At 66.8% G+C, this 16,982-nt stretch carries 19 protein-coding genes; 9 read left to right on the top strand and 10 right to left on the bottom strand.

The window, feature by feature from the left end; translation table 11 throughout:
* Positions 1-53: 53 nt before the first annotated feature.
* Positions 54-992: a LysR family transcriptional regulator gene (locus LT948_RS12680; protein ID WP_023092330.1), complete on the bottom strand. Its 939-nt coding sequence runs from the start codon at positions 990-992 to the stop codon at positions 54-56.
* Positions 993-1,095: 103 nt separating this feature from the next.
* Between LT948_RS12680 and pcaD the strand changes: the two genes are divergently transcribed.
* Both pcaD and LT948_RS12690 read left to right on the top strand, forming a co-directional pair.
* A complete protein-coding gene (gene pcaD, locus LT948_RS12685; RefSeq protein WP_003113259.1) occupies positions 1,096-1,893 on the top strand; it encodes a 3-oxoadipate enol-lactonase in 798 nt (265 codons plus the stop codon).
* A 42-nt stretch (positions 1,894-1,935) separates the two neighbouring features.
* Positions 1,936-2,379, top strand: coding sequence for a hypothetical protein (locus LT948_RS12690; protein ID WP_023092331.1), 444 nt, complete (start codon positions 1,936-1,938; stop codon positions 2,377-2,379).
* Between the two features lie 47 nt (positions 2,380-2,426).
* Here LT948_RS12690 and LT948_RS12695 read toward each other — a convergent pair whose 3' ends face one another.
* The gene (locus tag LT948_RS12695) at positions 2,427-4,604 is read right to left on the bottom strand and encodes a malate synthase G (protein ID WP_003111109.1); all 2,178 of its coding nucleotides are present in this window, start codon (positions 4,602-4,604) and stop codon (positions 2,427-2,429) included.
* Between the two features lie 306 nt (positions 4,605-4,910).
* Between LT948_RS12695 and LT948_RS12700 the strand changes: the two genes are divergently transcribed.
* Both LT948_RS12700 and LT948_RS12705 read left to right on the top strand, forming a co-directional pair.
* On the top strand, positions 4,911-5,354 hold the full coding sequence (locus LT948_RS12700) for a GNAT family N-acetyltransferase (protein WP_003084786.1): 444 nt from the start codon (positions 4,911-4,913) through the stop codon (positions 5,352-5,354).
* Positions 5,355-5,385: 31 nt separating this feature from the next.
* Positions 5,386-5,901 carry a glycine cleavage system protein R gene (locus LT948_RS12705; protein ID WP_003084789.1) on the top strand — a complete coding sequence of 172 codons (516 nt, stop codon included), beginning with the start codon at positions 5,386-5,388 and terminating at the stop codon, positions 5,899-5,901.
* 689 nt (positions 5,902-6,590) lie between these two features.
* Here LT948_RS12705 and rarD read toward each other — a convergent pair.
* From rarD to LT948_RS12740, 7 genes are all read right to left on the bottom strand, one after another.
* The gene (gene rarD / locus LT948_RS12710) at positions 6,591-7,487 is read right to left on the bottom strand and encodes an EamA family transporter RarD (protein WP_003103301.1); all 897 of its coding nucleotides are present in this window, start codon (positions 7,485-7,487) and stop codon (positions 6,591-6,593) included.
* Between the two features lie 202 nt (positions 7,488-7,689).
* A complete protein-coding gene (locus LT948_RS12715) occupies positions 7,690-8,664 on the bottom strand; it encodes a serine/threonine protein kinase (RefSeq protein WP_003084794.1) in 975 nt (324 codons plus the stop codon).
* A gap of 61 nt (positions 8,665-8,725) precedes the next feature.
* Complete coding sequence (locus LT948_RS12720) at positions 8,726-9,484, bottom strand: TOBE domain-containing protein (RefSeq protein ID WP_003084796.1); 759 nt, start codon at positions 9,482-9,484, stop codon at positions 8,726-8,728.
* 67 nt (positions 9,485-9,551) lie between these two features.
* On the bottom strand, positions 9,552-9,878 hold the full coding sequence (locus tag LT948_RS12725; protein WP_023092332.1) for a YfiM family lipoprotein: 327 nt from the start codon (positions 9,876-9,878) through the stop codon (positions 9,552-9,554).
* 41 nt (positions 9,879-9,919) lie between these two features.
* Positions 9,920-10,645, bottom strand: a complete 726-nt coding sequence (locus LT948_RS12730) for a ComF family protein (protein WP_023092333.1) — start codon at positions 10,643-10,645, stop codon at positions 9,920-9,922.
* Between the two features lie 138 nt (positions 10,646-10,783).
* Entirely contained in the window at positions 10,784-11,077 is a 294-nt protein-coding gene (locus tag LT948_RS12735) for a hypothetical protein (RefSeq protein ID WP_003084806.1), read from the bottom strand.
* 53 nt (positions 11,078-11,130) lie between these two features.
* Positions 11,131-12,057: a LysR family transcriptional regulator gene (locus LT948_RS12740; protein WP_003129068.1), complete on the bottom strand. Its 927-nt coding sequence runs from the start codon at positions 12,055-12,057 to the stop codon at positions 11,131-11,133.
* A 117-nt stretch (positions 12,058-12,174) separates the two neighbouring features.
* Here LT948_RS12740 and LT948_RS12745 point away from each other — a divergent pair, with 117 nt between their 5' ends.
* From LT948_RS12745 to LT948_RS12765, 5 genes are all read left to right on the top strand, one after another.
* Complete coding sequence (locus LT948_RS12745; RefSeq protein ID WP_003111232.1) at positions 12,175-12,933, top strand: 5-oxoprolinase subunit PxpA; 759 nt, start codon at positions 12,175-12,177, stop codon at positions 12,931-12,933.
* Positions 12,934-13,009: 76 nt separating this feature from the next.
* Positions 13,010-13,258, top strand: coding sequence for an acetyl-CoA carboxylase (locus LT948_RS12750; RefSeq protein WP_003084813.1), 249 nt, complete (start codon positions 13,010-13,012; stop codon positions 13,256-13,258).
* A gap of 10 nt (positions 13,259-13,268) precedes the next feature.
* Positions 13,269-14,645, top strand: coding sequence for an acetyl-CoA carboxylase biotin carboxylase subunit (locus LT948_RS12755; RefSeq protein ID WP_023098381.1), 1,377 nt, complete (start codon positions 13,269-13,271; stop codon positions 14,643-14,645).
* 1 nt (position 14,646) lies between these two features.
* Positions 14,647-15,525, top strand: a complete 879-nt coding sequence (locus LT948_RS12760; RefSeq protein WP_021263093.1) for a 5-oxoprolinase subunit B family protein — start codon at positions 14,647-14,649, stop codon at positions 15,523-15,525.
* Positions 15,515-16,492, top strand: coding sequence for a biotin-dependent carboxyltransferase family protein (locus LT948_RS12765; protein ID WP_003084819.1), 978 nt, complete (start codon positions 15,515-15,517; stop codon positions 16,490-16,492). The genes LT948_RS12760 and LT948_RS12765 overlap by 11 nt, the downstream gene beginning before the upstream one ends.
* Before the next feature lie 43 nt (positions 16,493-16,535).
* Here LT948_RS12765 and LT948_RS12770 read toward each other — a convergent pair whose 3' ends face one another.
* Positions 16,536-16,778 carry a fimbrial protein gene (locus LT948_RS12770; RefSeq protein ID WP_003111235.1) on the bottom strand — a complete coding sequence of 81 codons (243 nt, stop codon included), beginning with the start codon at positions 16,776-16,778 and terminating at the stop codon, positions 16,536-16,538.
* Between the last annotated feature and the right edge of the window lie 204 nt (positions 16,779-16,982).

The raw sequence follows: 16,982 nt of genomic DNA on the forward strand, positions 1-16,982 counted from the left end.
GGGGGAGTGTGTGGGGGTAGGGCGAATAGCGCCTGGCGATATCCGCCAGTTTCTCACCGAGGACGCCTGGCGCCCTCCGCCCTGTCGCCGCTTTTCCCCCGCAACGTCGTAGCGTTGTCCCGCAGGAGCGCCCACAGGCGTTCCGCTACCGGGCCCTGCGCGCGATCGCGCCGGCGCGCCGCCACCACCTCTTCGCTGCGTTCTGGCAGATGCGGCCCGGCCAGGGCGAGCAGGCGGCCGTCGGCCAGTTCCTCGTCGACCAGGAAGTCCGGCAGATGCCCCCAGCCGAGGCCCTGGAGGATCACCTCTTTCTTCGTTCGCTGGTCCGGCACGCTGCACTGTCGCGCGCCGGCGAGCATGAAATAGTCCGTCGGCGGAGAATGGCGGGCGCTGTCGCGCATCACGCACTGGGCGAAGGGGCGCAGTTGTTCCGGGCGCACCGGTCGCGGCGGAGGATCGCCGAGCAGGCCCGGCGCGATGACCGGGACCAGCCCGACCCTGCACAGGTCGAGCCATTCCAGGCGTGGGTCGGACTTGTCCACGCGATGCAGGATCAGGTCGGCCTCGCCGTCCAGCAGGCGCTCCAGCGGGCCGCTGACGGTTTCGAACAGCAATTGCAGGCGGGTCTGCGGCTGGCTGCCGAAGAACCCTGCGAGCAGCGCCAGGGCCGGGCGCGGCGGGCAGAGGTCGCCCAGTACCACGCGCAGCTCGCATTCCTCGCCCTGGGCCAGGTGCGCGGCGTGGCCCCGCAGCCCTTCCAGTTCGTAGAGCAGGGACTGGGCACGCTGGTGGAAGGAGCGACCGGCGGCGGTCAGGCCGACCCGGTAGCCGCCCCGTTCCAGCAGCACCAGGCCGAGCTGGCGCTCCAGCCGGGCAACGGCGGCGAACACCGCCGGATGGGAGCGGTGCAGGCGCTGTGCGGCGGCCTGGAAGCCGCCGGCGTCGACCACCGCGTCGAAGCATTGGAGGTCGTGGAGGGTGAAATCGTGCATGTCAGCTTCCCTGACAGAGTCGTTCCATTCTTTGTAGTTTTTCCCAGGGGCCGTCGCAACTAGCCTGGCGTGCATGGCAATCACCCTGACCCCGGAGGCTCCCATGGGCAACCTGTCTTTTCTCGCTACCAGCGATGGCGCCAGCCTCGCCTATCGCCTGGACGGTGCGGCGGAGAAACCGCTGCTGGCGCTCTCCAACTCCATCGGCACCACCCTGCACATGTGGGATGCGCAACTCCCGGCACTGACCCGGCACTTCCGCGTCCTGCGCTACGACGCCCGTGGCCATGGCGCCTCCAGTGTGCCGCCGGGGCCCTACACCTTGGCCCGGCTGGGCGAGGACGTACTGGAGCTGCTCGACGCGCTGGAGGTACGGCGCGCGCATTTCCTCGGCCTGTCCCTGGGCGGGATCGTCGGCCAGTGGCTGGCGCTGCATGCGCCGCAGCGGATCGAGCGGCTGGTGCTGGCCAACACCTCGGCCTGGCTCGGCCCGGCGGCGCAGTGGGACGAGCGCATCGCCGCGGTGCTGCAGGCCGAGGACATGAGCGAGACCGCCGCGGGCTTCCTCGGCAACTGGTTTCCGCCGGCGCTGCTGGAGCGCGCCGAGCCCGTCGTCGAGCGCTTCCGGGCGATGCTCATGGCCACCAACCGGCACGGCCTGGCCGGCTCCTTCGCGGCGGTGCGCGATACCGACCTGCGCGCGCAACTGGCGCGGATCGAGCGGCCGACCCTGGTGATCGCAGGGGCGTACGACACGGTCACCGCCGCCAGCCACGGCGAGCTGATCGCCGCGTCGATTGCCGGGGCCAGGCTGGTTACGCTGCCGGCGGTGCACCTGTCGAACGTCGAGTTCCCGCAGGCGTTCGAAGGCGCGGTGCTGAGCTTTCTCGGCGCAGCCTGATTAGGCTATCGTCGCGCCTTTTCCCTCGGCGCAGGAGCCGACATGAACGAGCCGGGCAGTTTCATCTGGACGTGGTACGGGCAGGATGAGCATCGATGGGTCCTGCTCAGCGCAGAGGCGTTCCTGGCGCTCGATTTCCTGGCCCTTGACGGTGCCATGCAGAGAGAGACCGTCGGCAGTTGCCCGGGCTGCTCTACCTGGTCGGAGAAGATCGTGCCGTTGCACGAGTGGCTCGAAGGCTGTCCGGGTCACCAGGCCGGGAGTTTTCGCGATGCCTTGAGGCGTGTCTGGGCGCTGTGCAACGAGCTGCCCGAGGAAGCGCTGGGCTGCTTCGACTTTGACATCTATGCCCACCCCGGATGGCAGGTGGTACGTCGAGAGGCCCGGGAGGCGCTGCGGCAGAACGGTTGGGGCAGCATCCGTAGCCACGCCGAGGAGCTGCGCGACGACTGTTGGGAGCGTGTGCATGGCTACCCGAAGAAATGAGAAAGCCGCCCCTCGGGGCGGCTTTTCGTTGCGCTGCGGCGAACGGCCTACAGCCCGTTCTTCGCCTTGAACTCACGGCGGCGGCGATGCAGGACCGGCTCGGTATAGCCGTTCGGCTGCCGGGTGCCTTCCACCACCAGCTCCAGGGCGGCCTGGAACGCGACGTTGTCGTCGAAGTTCGGCGCCATCGGCCGGTAGGACGGGTCGCTGGCGTTCTGCCGGTCGACCACCACGGCCATGCGCTTGAGGCTCTCGACCACCTGCTCCTGGCTGATCACGCCGTGACGCAGCCAGTTGGCCAGCAGCTGGCTGGAGATGCGCAGGGTGGCGCGGTCTTCCATCAGACCGACGTCGTTGATGTCCGGCACCTTGGAGCAGCCGACGCCCTGGTCGATCCAGCGGACGACATAGCCGAGGATGCCCTGGGCGTTGTTGTCCACCTCGTTCTTGATCTCTTCCGCGGTCCAGTTGGTGTTCGGCGCCAGCGGAATGGTCAGGATGTCGTCCACCGAGGCCGGGGTGCGCTTGGCCAGCTCGGCCTGGCGGGCGAACACGTCGACCTTGTGGTAATGCAGGGCGTGCAGGGTCGCGGCGGTCGGCGACGGGACCCAGGCGGTGTTGGCGCCGGCCAGCGGATGGCCGATCTTCTGCTCGAGCATGGCGGCCATCAGGTCGGGCATGGCCCACATGCCCTTGCCGATCTGCGCCTTGCCTTGCAGGCCGGTGGCCAGGCCGACGTCGACGTTGTTGTTCTCGTAGGCGCCGATCCACTTCTCCGACTTCATGGCGCCCTTGCGCACCACGGCGCCGGCTTCCATGGAGGTGTGGATCTCGTCGCCGGTGCGGTCGAGGAAGCCGGTGTTGATGAACACCACGCGATCCTTGGCCGCCTTGATGCAGGCCTTCAGGTTCACGGTGGTGCGGCGCTCCTCGTCCATGATGCCGACCTTCAGGGTGTTGCGCGGCAGGCCGAGGACGTCCTCGACGCGGCCGAACAGCTCGTTGGTGAAGGCGGCTTCTTCCGGACCGTGCATCTTCGGCTTGACGATATACACGCTGCCGGTGCGGCTGTTCTTGCGGCTGGTGTTGCCGTTCAGGTCATGAATGGCGATCAGGCTGGTGAACAGACCGTCCTGGATGCCTTCCGGCACTTCGTTGCCGTCCTTGTCGAGGATCGCATCGTTGGTCATCAGGTGGCCGACGTTGCGCACGAACAGCAGCGAGCGGCCGTGCAGGGTCAGTTCGGAACCGTCGGCCCTGGTGTAGACGCGGTCCGGGTTCATGGTGCGGGTGAAGGTGCTGCCGCCCTTGCTGACTTCCTCGGCCAGGTCGCCTTTCATCAGGCCCAGCCAGTTGCGGTAGATCACTACCTTGTCGTCGGCGTCGACCGCGGCGACCGAGTCCTCGCAGTCCATGATGGTGGTGAGGGCGGCTTCCATCAGCACGTCCTTCACGCCTGCGGCATCGGTCTGGCCGACCGGGCTGCTCGGGTCGATCTGGATTTCGAAGTGCAGGCCGTTGTGCTTGAGCAGTACCGCTTGCGGCTTGGCGGCGTCGCCCTGGAAGGCAAGGAACTGGCCAGCGTTCTTCAGGGCGGTTTCGCTGCCGTTCTTCAGCGCGACGACCAGCGCGCCGTTCTTCACGCTGTAGGAAGTGGCGTCGACATGGGAGCCGGACTCCAGCGGCGCGGCCTCGTCGAGGAAGGCGCGAGCGAAGGCGATGACCTTGTCGCCGCGAACCTTGTTGTAGCCCTTGCCTTTCTCGGCGCCGCCTTCTTCGCTGATCACGTCGGTGCCGTAGAGCGCGTCGTACAGCGAGCCCCAGCGGGCGTTGGAGGCGTTCAGGGCGAAGCGCGCATTCATCACCGGCACCACCAACTGCGGGCCGGCCATGCGGGCGATCTCGTCGTCGACGTTCTGGGTGCCGGCCTGGAAGTCTTCCGCCTCGGGCAGCAGGTAGCCGATTTCCTCGAGGAAGGCCTTGTAGGCAGCGGCGTCGTGGGCCTGGCCGGCGCGAGCCTGGTGCCAGCCGTCGATCTTGGCCTGGAGTTCGTCGCGCTTGGCGAGCAGGGCTTTATTCTTCGGCGCCAGGTCGTTGATCACGGCCTCCGCACCGGTCCAGAACGTGTCGGCAGAGACGCCGGTTCCGGGGATGGCTTCGTTGTTCACGAAGTCGAACAGGACTTTGGCGACCTGCAGGCCACCGACTTGAACGCGTTCAGTCATTGTTTGCCTCACTCTGCTCTAGACCAGCTCTGGACCCGGGCCGCACGGCCTTGTAGTCCGAGCCGCGGCATACTACATGATGCCGCGGGAAAAATCAGTGGTTACGCGTCGCGTTACGACTGGATGACGCTTCACGGTCACGTTGGCCAGGCTCAATGTTCGCAAAAAAACTGTACTTTGTTCCAGATAAATCTAAAAACAGTACACGATTTATCGTGAGCCCAACTGCGGCGCGGCGTCGCAGGATGTTTCACTGCGCTGCGAGCGCCTTGCCTATACTCCCGGAATCGCCCCAGGAGCCTCGCCATGCCCGTCCATGCCGCATCCCTCGCCGATCTCGCCGACCTGGTTCCGCTGTTTTCCGCCTACCTCGACTTCTACGAAGTGCCGGCGCCGGAAGAGCAGGTCCGCGCATTCCTCGCCGAGCGCCTGCGCCAGGGCGATTCGACCCTGTTCCTGGCCAGGGATGCCGAGGCGCGGGCGCTGGGCTTCGTCCAACTCTATCCGCTGTTCGCCTCCCTTGCGCTACGACCTTCGTGGCTGCTCAGCGATCTCTACGTCCGTCCGGAGGCGCGCCGCCAGGGCGTCGGCGAGGCCCTGATGAACCAGGCCCGGGGTTTCGCCGAAAGCATGGGCGCCTGCGGCCTGCAACTGGAGACGGCGAAGACCAACCACGCCGGGCAGTCGCTCTACGAGCGCCTCGGCTATGTCCGTGACGAACAGTTCTACACTTACTGGCTGCAGCTCTGAACTCCCATTCGTCCCAGCAGGAGGCAAGCTCATGGATCACCTGGTCCTGACCGTGATCGCCACCGACCATCCCGGCCTGGTCGAGCGCATCGCCCAATGCATCGCCTCCCACGGCGGCAACTGGCTGGAAAGCCGCATGTCGCGGATGGCCGGGCAGTTCGCCGGGATACTGCGGGTGGCCGTGCCGGCGGAGGGCTACGACGAACTGGTGGAAGGGCTACAGGGCCTGTCCAGTCACGGCATTCGCGTGCTCCTGGCGGAAAGCGGGATCGAGCCGGTATGCAACTGGAAGCCTATCCACCTCGACCTGGTGGGCAACGACCGCCCCGGTATCGTGCGTGACATCACCCGGCTGCTGGCCGAGCACGGGGTGAACCTGGAGAGCCTGTCCACCGAAGTGCGCCCGGCGCCGATGAGCAGCGAACCGCTGTTCCATGCCGATGCGCTGCTGGCGGTGCCGCTGACCCTGTCGCTGGACACCCTGCGCGAGCGACTGGAAGACCTGGCCGACGACCTGATGGTGGAATTGGTGCTGGACGCGTCCTGAAGTTGTTCAGGAAAGCCGGGGACGGGCCTGTGGAAAAGCCTTGGGTGAAACCCTGAAGCCCAGGCGCCGCTAGGCTTGGAGGTCGTAGCGCGTTTTTTGACCAGCTGCGTTGCGGTTATTCCCAAACCAGGTGGACCAGCCTGTGGGTATTCTGTGTGGATAACCTTGCAGGCCTTCATCCATGGGCAATACAAGGGTTTGATCGTTTTCTGAGCAGCCTCTCTTGCGCTTTTGCTTGTGGATTAACCTTCGCCGCTATCGTTGCCCCTGTGCACAAATAACGTGGAGCAGTCTGTGGGTAAGCCGGGGAAGAATCCATGCAGGCCTTTATCCATCGGTACTCCAGGTGTCAGTACGTTTTTTGATCGATGGCTTTTCCGGTTCATCCACAGTTGCTCACAAAAGCCTTGGGCAGATTTGTGGATAAGCCTTGTGTATATCGTTGTAACCCTTGTTAATACTGGCATGCAGCGGTGTGCTCAAAGACTGATCAGGCGCTTTGCAGGGCTTCTTCCGACGAGTTATCCACGCGCCTGCGGGGAGGAGAAGGCAGGTCTATGCACAAAGTACGTGCATGAACCTGTGGAAAAGCCTGGGGTGGATCGCTGAGCGTCAGTATTGGCGGGAGATAGGAAGGAGTGCGTGTTTTTTCGCCAGGCTTGCGGAGTTCCGCAAGCCTGGGGATAACGTCAGCCCGGCTGGGGAAGGCGGCGCAGGCTGCGCCAGGCGTCGAAGCTGTAGACGGCCAGGGCGAGCCAGATGAAAGCGAAGGCGGTCAGGCGGCTGGAGTCCAGATGCTCGCCGAACAGCAGGATCGCCTGTAGCAGGACCAGCGTCGGCGCCAGGTATTGCAGGAAGCCCAGGGTGGCGTAGGGCAGGTGCCTTGCCGCAGCGTTGAAGCAGACCAGCGGAACCAGCGTCACCGGGCCCGCGGCGACCACCCACAGGGCTTCCGGGGTGCTCCAGAAAGCCGTTTCGCTGGTCGGCCCGTCGGCGAAAAACAGCAACCAGACCAGCGCCAGCGGCAGCAGCAGCCAGGTTTCCACCACGAGTCCGGGCAGCGCGGCGACCGGCGCCTTTTTGCGGATCAGGCCGTAGAAGCCGAAGGTCAGGGCCAGCACCAGCGACACCCAGGGCAGGCTGCCGAGTTGCCAGACCTGCTGCGCCACGCCCAGCGAAGCCAGGGCCACCGCCAGCCATTGCAGGGGACGCAGGCGTTCCTTGAGCAGCAACATGCCGAGCATCACGTTGATCAGCGGATTGATGTAGTAGCCCAGGCTGGCTTCCAGCATGTGGCCGTTGTTCACCGCCCAGACATAGGTCATCCAGTTGCTGGCGATCAGCAGTCCGCTGGCGGCCAGCACGACGAAGCGCTGCGGATTCTGGCGCAGCTCGCGCCACCAGCCCGGGTGCTTCCAGAACAGCAGCAGGACGGCGCCGAACAGGGCCGACCAGACCGCGCGCTGGACGATGATTTCCACCGCGGGAATGCGTTCGAGCAGTTTGAAGTAGAGCGGGAACAATCCCCAGATCACATAAGCCGTCAGGCCGAGGACATAGCCCCGACGGAGGTTGGCGGTCGCCATGGAGAATCCTTGAAACGTCAGGCAGGTAAGAATGGCCGTGCACGGCATGCACGAGCGGATGACCTGTGAATTCTAGTAGGGGGGTGACGGGGTTGTCTGCGCACAGTTCCCGCGGAAAAGCACCGGCACACTTGCCGTTCCCTCGCCTGCCCCGCGGCGGGACGGATAGCGCCGCGCGCCATTCGTCCCGTCCGCAGGAGGCTCAGAACAGCCGCAGCGGTTCCTCGTCCAGCGCCGCCAGTTGTTCGCGCAGCACCAGCACCTGCTCGCCCCAGTAACGTTCGCTGCCGAACCAGGGGAAGCTCGGCGGGAACGCCGGGTCGTCCCAGCGCCGCGCGAGCCAGGCGCTGTAGTGCATCAGGCGGAGGCTGCGCAGGCCTTCGAGCAGCGGTAGCTGGCGCGGGTCGAAGTCGTGGAACTCGTTGTAGCCGTCGACCAGTTCGGCAATCTGCGCCAGGCGTTCGTGGCGCTCGCCGGCGAGCATCATCCACAGGTCCTGGAGGGCCGGGCCCATGCGGCAGTCGTCGAGATCGACCATGTGGTAGACCTCGTCGCGGCACAGCAGGTTGCCTGGATGGCAGTCGCCGTGCAGGCGGATCGGCTGGTAGGGCACCTCGGCGAACAGGGCGTCGAGGCGTTTCAGCAGGTCGCGGGCGACCGACTCGTAGGCCGGCAGCAGGCTCCTGGGGATGAAATTGCCTTCCAGCAGGGTGGCCAGCGAGGCGTGGCCGAAGTTATCCACAGCGAGCGCCTCGCGGTGCTCGAACGGCCGCGTGGCGCCGACCGCGTGCAGGCGGCCGAGCAACTGGCCGAGGCGGTAGAGCTGGTCGAGATTGCCCGGCTCGGGCGCGCGCCCGCCGCGCCGGGGGAACAGGGCGAAGCGGAAGCCGGAGAATGCGAACAGGCTTTCGCCGTCGCGCGACAGCGGCGCCACCACCGGCACCTCGCATTCCGCCAGCTCGGCGGAGAAGGCGTGCTCCTCGCGGATCGCCGCGTCGCTCCAGCGGTCCGGTCGGTAGAACTTGGCGATCAGCGGCTCGCCGTCCTCGATGCCGACCTGGTACACGCGGTTTTCGTAGCTGTTGAGCGCCAGCACCCGTGCGTCGCTGAGATAGCCGAGGCTTTCCACGGCATCCAGGACGAGGTCGGGGGTCAGTTGGTCGAAGGGATGGGACATGACGGGGCATCCAAGGCTCGAAAGACCCCTAGTGTACGCAAGCCGGCGCGGGCCGGCAGGTTCACAGCGGCGTGCCGAGCAGGACCTGGGCCGGATCGAAGGAGGCGATCACCTTCTGACCCTTCTTCAGCCCCAGGCTGGCCAGGCGTTCGCCGGACAACAGCGCGCAGAGGGTAAGACCGCTGCCCAGGGCGATGCGCACCTCGCTGGGACCGGCCTTGGCCGCGAGGATTTCCTCCAGGGTGCCGTGCAACTGGTTCGGCTGGTCCTCGCGCGGTTCCAGCCCGACGTCCAGCCAGCCGGCCTTGATCAGCGCCAGTACCGGGCGGCCGCGACCGAGTTCGAGTTGCTCGGTGCTGGCGCGGGTGATCAGCGCCTCGATGCGTTGCTGGCCTGGCAGCTCGATGGCGATGCGGTCGTGGAAGCCTTCGCCATGGATCGACAGGACCCGCCCGTGCAATTGGTTGCGTGCGCTGGTGCGGAGCATCAGGCGGCCGATCAGGTTGAGGTCCTCGGCGTCTTCCGCGGCCTGCAACACCTGCGCTTGCAAGGCTTCCAGGCGCCGGTAGAGAGCCAGCAGGCGTTCGCCCTCGGCGGTCAGCCGGGCGCCGCCGCCGCCCTTGCCGCCGACGCTACGCTCGACCAGCGGACGCTCGGCCAGGTTGTTCAGTTCGTCGATGGCGTCCCAGGCGCCCTTGTAGCTGATGCCCACGGCCTTCGCCGCACGGGTGATGGAGCCCAGTTCGGCGATCTGCGCGAGCAGGGCGATGCGTTGCGGGCGACGGGTGACGTGCTGGGCGAGAGTGGAGAGTGCGGACATGGAGGCTTCGCTATGAGCGGACGTATACGGCGAAGGCTCCAACAGCCATGGGCAAAACGCAAGGGCGTCACTCGGCGGCCTGGTAGAGACCGTAGCCGGCGGCGGCGCCGGCCAGGTCCCAGGCGAGGTCCTTCCAGCTCCAGCCGCTGCCGGCGGAACGGCTGTCGTAGAGTTCCTTGCCGACGCCGAAGGCGAGCGAGAAGCTCAGGCCGAAGCGTGCCTGGCGAGCACCGTGCAGGCCGCGGTCGTGGGCCATCTGCATGCCCGCCGCGGTAAGGGCCGCGGAACTGGCGAAATGCAGGGCCTTGTCTTCGCCCAGCCAGTCGTCTTCGGCGAAGTGGCTGCAACCGCCGAGCAACAGGCAGGCCGCGACCAGCAGTAGCAGTGCGCGCATGGATCCTCTCCCGTATCGGTTGCGCGGCAGTTTAGCCCAGCTCAGCCGGGCTTCGGCGTGCGCGCCAGGCAGTAGACGTCGACCCGCGCGGCGCCCGCCCGGCGCAACAGACGGGAAAGGCACTCGGCGGTGGCCCCGGTGGTGAGCACGTCGTCCACCAGTGCCAGGTGCAGCCCGCGAACATCGCTGGCGGGCGCCAGGGCGAAGGCGTGGCGCAGGTTGCGCCGCCGCACCGTCGCGTCCAGGCCCTGCTGGGCCGGAGTATCCAGCACTCGCCGCAGGCTGTACGGATCGCAGCGCAGGTCCAGCTCGCCGGCCAGTCGCTCGGCGAGCTGTTGCGCCTGGTTGAAGCCGCGACGACGTTCGCGCCGTGGCGCCAGCGGGACCGGCAGCAGGCGTGCCGGGCGCGGCAGGCCTTCGGCGTAGCGTTGCCGCAGGTGTTCCGCCAGCAACTCGCCGAGCAGCCGCCCCAGCGGCCAGGCCGCCTGGTGCTTGAAGCGGTTGATCAGGCTGTCGAGCGGAAAGGCGTAGCGCCAGGGCGCGATCGCCTGTTCATAGGCCGGCGGGCGGCGCAGGCACTCGCCGCACACCTGGCCGTCCAGCGGCAGGGGCAGGGCGCAGCGCCGGCACTGCTGGCGCGACCAGGGCAGGTCGGCGGCACAGGCGCGGCACAGCGGGCGGGGCGGCTGGTCGCTGCGGGCGGCGCAGAGCAGGCAGGCCGGCGGCGGCAAAAGCCAGCGCGTGAGAGGACGAAGCGGGAACGACATGGCGGGACTTCCTGGCGGATGTCGCACCATGCAACCGCAGGCGCGCGCCGCCGACCAGCCGTTGCCAGCGGGTTCGGAACTCGCCTGTGGATAACCGAAACCTTCCTTCGCTCCTTGCGGAAACGGCCGACGCGTGGATCAGTGGATGAGCCAGCTCATGACGATCAGGCCGAGCACCGTCCAGATCACCCCGCCGACTATCGAGCGGCGCATGAAGGCGCGTATGCCGCTGTAGAGCAGCAACAGGCCGAGCACCAGGAAGACGAAGCTGAACAGCGATGCGTCCATGCCGATGGCCCTGGCCAGGCCGTGGAGGAAGTCGTCCATGGCGCCCCAGATGCCGCCCAGCAGGCCGGAGAGCAGGTCCACCACGAAGCGGATCGCCCTGCCCAGCATCTCGCCCAGTCCGTCGAAAAAGCCTTCTGTACCCATGAGTGTCCTGTCCTGAGTGTTCCCAGCGTTGGATCAGAGATTAGCCGCCGGGTTCAGCGCCGGCTGCTGCTTTGCTGCGGAGCGAGGAACGACTGGCGGAAGTATTCGCGGAACGCGCGCATCCCGGCGCTCGCTTCGGTGTCGCGGCGCCAGGCCAGGCCGACGCTCATCGACGGCACCGGGTCGACCAGCGATAGCGTCTCGATGCGTTTGCCTTCCAGCGACCAGGGCCGGTACACCAGATCGGAGAGGATGGCCACGCCGGAGCCGTTGGCGACCATGCTGCGCACCGCTTCCACCGAACTGGTATGGAGGATCACCTGCGGCCGGTGGCCGCTCTGTTGCCAGTAGCGCAGCGCGCTCTGCCCGGCCTCGTCGACGGTGAGCATGATGTAGGGCTCGCCGGCCACGTCGGCCAGGCCCAGGTCGGCCTTCTCACCCAGCGGATGGCGGCTGGGCAGCCACAACCGGCGCTCGGAGTTGAACAGGGTTTCGGCGGCGATCCCGGGCTCGGTGAGATTGCCGGTGAGCAGCACGGCGATGTCGTAGCGACCGTCGAGGAGGCCGCGCTCGATGCTGGCGCGCTCGTCCTCGAACAGTTGCAGCTCCAGTTCCGGGTACCACTGCGCCAGGCGTTGCAGGTGGTGGGGGAGGAAATAGCCCATCACGGTATAGCTGGCGGCGACCTTCAGGGTGCCGTCGACCCGGGTGTCCGGTTGCGGGCTGTTGAGCGCGTCGTCGACGCTGCGCTGGATCGAATAGGCGTGGTTGAGGAAGTGCCGGCCGCTGTCGGTCAGGTTCATGCCCTGGGCCGTGCGGGTGAACAGGGCGACGCCGAGCATGCCCTCCAGTTCCTGGATCGCGCTGGTCACCGCCGACTGCGAGATGTTCAGGTGGATGGCGGCCTGGGAGATCTGGCCGAACTCGGCGGTGGCGATGAAGTAGCGAACCTGGCGGAGGGTCAGGGCCATGGGCAGCATCCGGAAGAGGTATCTGTTTTTCAGAAACCAGTCTATCGAATAATAAATCTACCCAATACCTTTCCCGGCTTTTACCGTGGCTCCATCCAACAACAAGACAGATGAGGCCAGCCGGCAATGACTGAAGTCGACCTCAATTCCGACATGGGCGAAGGCTTCGGCCCATGGACCATCGGCGATGGCGTGGACGCGGCGATCATGCCGCTGATCAGCAGCGCCAACATCGCCACCGGTTTCCATGCCGGCGACCCGAGCAGCATGCGCCGCACCGTGGAGATGGCCGCCGAGCATGGCGTGGCCATCGGCGCCCATCCGGGCTTCCGCGACCTGGTCGGCTTCGGTCGCCGGCACATCGCCGCGCCGGCCATCGAGCTGGTCAACGACATGCTCTACCAGCTTGGCGCCCTGCGCGAATTCGCCCGGCTGCAGGGCCTGTCGCTGCAACACGTCAAGCCCCACGGCGCGCTCTACATGCACCTGGCGCGCGACGAGGCCGCCGCGCGCCTGTTCGTCGAGACCCTGCAACGCCTGGAACCGGAACTGCTGCTCTATTGCATGCCCGGTTCGGCCACCTGGCGCATCGGTCGGGAACTGGGCCAGCCGCTGGTGCGCGAGTTCTACGCCGACCGCGACTACGACCGCAGCGGCTCCATCGTCTTCACCCGGCGGGTCGCCGCCCTCGATCCGCAACAGGTCGCCGACAAGGTCCTGCGCGCCTGCCGCGAGGGCAAGGTGCGCACCGTCGAGGGCGAGGACCTCGACATCGCCTTCGACTCGGTGTGCATCCACAGCGACACCCCCGGCGCCCTGGAGCTGGTCGCCAGCACCCGGGCGCGCCTGGAAGGCGCCGGCATCCGCATCAAGGCGCCGCGTTGAGCGCCGCTCGCCTCGGCGAGCCTCGCGACAAGCTTTTCTGCCATTTCCTACAACGTTCGAATAATGAGGATTCGTCATGGCCGAACATAACGTGCAGTCCCCCTTGCCCGGCACCTTCTATCGCAAGGCCAGCCCCGACGCGCCACCCTACGCGGAGGTCGGGCAGGCGGTCGAGGCCGGCAGCGTGATCGGGCTGATCGAGGTGATGAAGCAGTTTTCCGAAGTGCAGGCCGGGCAGGCCGGCATACTCCAGGCGTTCCACGTGGAAGATGGCGAGGCCATCGAGCCGGGACAGGTGCTGGCGGTGATCGCCAGCGCTACCTGAGGAGGACGCCATGCACAAGCGACTGAACAAGCTGCTGGTGGCCAATCGCGGCGAGATCGCCGTGCGCATCATCCGCGCCGCGCAGGCACTGGGCATTCCCACGGTAGCGGTGTGCAGCGAGGCGGATCGCGATTCGCTGGCCGCGCGGCTGGCCGATGAGGTACGTCTGATCGGCCCTGCGCGGGCCGAGCGGAGCTACCTGGATATCGAGGCGATTCTCATGGCGGCGCGGGAAACCGGTGCCGACTCGATCCATCCCGGCTACGGTTTCCTCTCCGAGAACCCTGCCTTCGCCGAAGCGGTGCAGACGGCCGGACTGGTCTTCGTCGGTCCGGATGCGCAGACCATCCGCCGCATGGGCGACAAGGCCGAGGCGCGGCGTACCGCGATGGCCGCCGGGGTGCCGGTGGTGCCGGGCTCGCCCGGCGAGCTGGACGACCTCGACGCGGCGCTGGCCTGCGCCGAAGAGGTCGGCTATCCGCTGCTGGTCAAGGCCTCCGCTGGCGGCGGCGGGCGTGGCATCCGTATCGCCCACGACGCCGACGAACTGCGTCGGGAATTCCCCATCGCCCAGCGCGAGGCGCAGGCCGCCTTCGGTTCGCCGGCGGTGTACCTGGAGCGCTTCATCCGCCAGGCGCGGCACATCGAAGTGCAGATCCTCGGCGATGGCGAGCGCGCGGTGCATCTGTTCGAACGCGAATGCTCGCTGCAGCGGCGGCGCCAGAAGGTCTTCGAGGAGGCACCTTCGGCGGCGCTGGACGGCGCGCAGCGCCAGGTCCTCTGCGAGAGCGCGGTGCGCCTGGCGCAGAGTCTCGGCTATCGTGGCGCGGGCACCCTGGAATACCTGTTCGACGCGCACAGCGGCGAGTTCTTCTTCATCGAGATGAACACCCGTATCCAGGTCGAGCATCCGGTCAGCGAGATGGTCACCGGCATCGACCTGGTCCAGGCCATGCTGCGCATCGCCGCCGGCGAGGCGCTGCCCTGGCGCCAGGAGGACATTCGCCTGAACGGCGCGGCGCTGGAGATGCGGATCAACGCCGAAGACCCGGCGCGCAATTTCTTCCCCAGCCCCGGCACCGTGGAGCGCCTGGAATGGCCGCAGGGCGAGGGCGTGCGAGTGGACAGCCACCTGTATCCCGGCTACCGGGTGCCGCCGTACTACGATTCGTTGCTGGCCAAGCTGATCGTCCATGGTCGCGACCGCGACGAAGCGTTCGCCCGCGCGCGCCAGGCGCTGGAGCGCACCGTGCTGGCCGGCATGGCCACTACCCTGCCGCTGCACCGCTGGCTGCTCGCCGATGCGCGGGTACAGGCCGCGCAGTTCGATACCGCTACCCTGGAAACCTGGCTCGCCGAGCGGACCGCCGCCGCGCAGGAGGTTTGAGATGCACGCCAACATCCGCTACAGCTTCGGCGGCGACGAGCACCTGTTCGCCGAGGTCGCCGAAGCCATGTCGCTGGAAGCCTTCTTTCGCGGCATGGCGATCACCCGCGCGATCGAGGCCCTGCAATTGCCCGGGGTGCTCGACGTGTGCCTGGCCAACGCCTCGTTCCAGGTCCGCTTCGACCCCGACCGGCTGGCCCCGCAGGCGCTGCTGGAGACCGTGCGCGGCCTGGAAGCCGAGGCGGTCGCCGCGCGCAGCATCGAGACGCGTATCGTCGAAGTGCCGGTGTTGTACAACGATCCCTGGACCCACGAGACCCTGATGCGCTTCCGCGACCGTCACCAGGACCCGGACTCCACCGACCTCGAGTACGCCGCGCGGATCAACGGCTACGCCGACGTGCAGGCGTTCATCCAGGCGCACAGCGGCACGCCGTGGTTCGTCTCGATGGTCGGTTTCGTCGCCGGCCTGCCGTTCATGTACCAGATGGTCGAGCGCGAGCGGCAGTTGCAGGTGCCCAAGTACCTGCGTCCGCGCATCGACACGCCGAAGCTGACCCTCGGCCACGGCGGTTGCTTCGGCTGCATCTATTCGGTGCGCGGTGCCGGCGGCTACCAGATGTTCGGCGTGACTCCGGCGCCGATCTTCGATCCCCGCCAGGGCCTGCCCTATCTCGAGGAATCGATGGTGTTCTTCCGCGCTGGCGACATCGTCCAGTTCCGCCCCATCGAGCGGACCGAATACGAGCGCATGGCGGCCGAAGTCGAAGCGGGCACATTCGACCTGCGCATCCGTCCGGTGAGTTTCGATCTCGACGCGTTCCTCGCCGATCCGCGAGGCTGCACGCAACGTCTGCAGGAGGTGCTGTATGTCGATTAAGGTGCTCAAGCCCGGCCTCGCCACCTCGGTGCAGGACGCCGGCCGCGAAGGCCACTATCACCTGGGTATCCCGCCGTCCGGCGCGCTCGACCAGTACGCCCTGCGCGCGGCCAACCTGCTGGTGGGCAACGCACCGACCGCCGCCGTGCTGGAGTGCGCGCTGCTGGGTCCGCAGCTGGAGTTCCAGCGCGACGCCCTGGTGGCCGTGTGCGGGGCGCGCATGACGCCTCGCCTGGAGGGCGCGGAGATGCCGCTGGATACTTCCTTCCGGGTTCGCGCCGGCCAGGTACTGGGGTTCGACTTCATCCGTGCCGGCGCCCGTGGCTATCTCGCCATCGACGGCGGCATCGCGGTACCCGAGGTGCTGGGCAGCCGTTCGACCTACGGTCTGGGGGCGATCGGTGGCTTGCAGGGACGACGGCTGGCGGAGGGCGACCTGCTGCCCCTGGGGCCTGCCTCGCCCTCTGCCGTGGAGGGCTTGGCGCTGCCGCGTTCGCTGCAGGTGGAGGTCGGCGGCGAGGTGAGCTTGCGGGTAGTTCCCGGACTCTACGTCCATCGCCTGACTCCCGACGCGGTCGAGCGTTTCTTCGCCGAGACCTGGACCGTCGGCTCGGAGGCGGACCGCACCGGCTACCGCTTCAAGGGCGGCACGGCGCTCCGGTTCGAGCCGCGCGAACAGCCATTCGGCGCAGGCTCGGACCCGTCCAACATCGTCGACGCCTGCTATCCCATCGGCTCGATCCAGGTACCGGGCGGGCTCGAACCCATCGTCCTGCATCGTGATGCGGTGTCCGGTGGGGGATATGCCACGCTGGGCACGGTGATCAGCCCCGACCTGAACCGGCTGGCGCAGATGCAACCGAACCAGAAGGCGCGTTTCGTCGCCGTCAGCCTGGAGGAAGGTCTCGAGGCGCGTCGCCGTTACAACTGGCAAGTGCAACGACTCCAGCACTTCTTCCTGCGCTGAGTCGTCGATACCGGCCGCTGCCGTCTGCGAAGCGGCCTCCCGCTCACTTGTAGTAGATATCTATCGCAGCGGTGGCATTGAATCGACCCAACGTAGGTGCGTTGGTCATCCATTTCAGTTGGGCCAGGAAGTTCTTCACCACGACCTGGTCTTTGCTGTGTTCCACCAATTGGAATTCTTTGTTGAAGGGGACGATGCGACGGTCTTCTTGCCTGAGCACGGTGATGCCTACGGACTTGTTGTCTTCCGGCACCAACGTGTCGCCTACGGTGCTGGAAGAATTCACGGGTCTCAGAAGTGCTCCCAGGCCATAGGCGCTATGCAGTTCTTGCTTGCAGTGATCTGGAAAGGCTTCTCCTTGAGGGTCTGGTTGGTGGCGGCTTGAAGCGCTTAAGTAGGCCGAAGTCGAGTGTCTTGGGTGAAATGCTCAGGGGCGACGATCGCCGATGAAATGATCAAATATTGATCAGATGTATACCTGTGTCCTGGT

It is taken from the genome of Pseudomonas sp. CP-1 (assembly GCF_021213715.1).
GTDB classification, from domain to species: domain Bacteria; phylum Pseudomonadota; class Gammaproteobacteria; order Pseudomonadales; family Pseudomonadaceae; genus Pseudomonas; species Pseudomonas aeruginosa.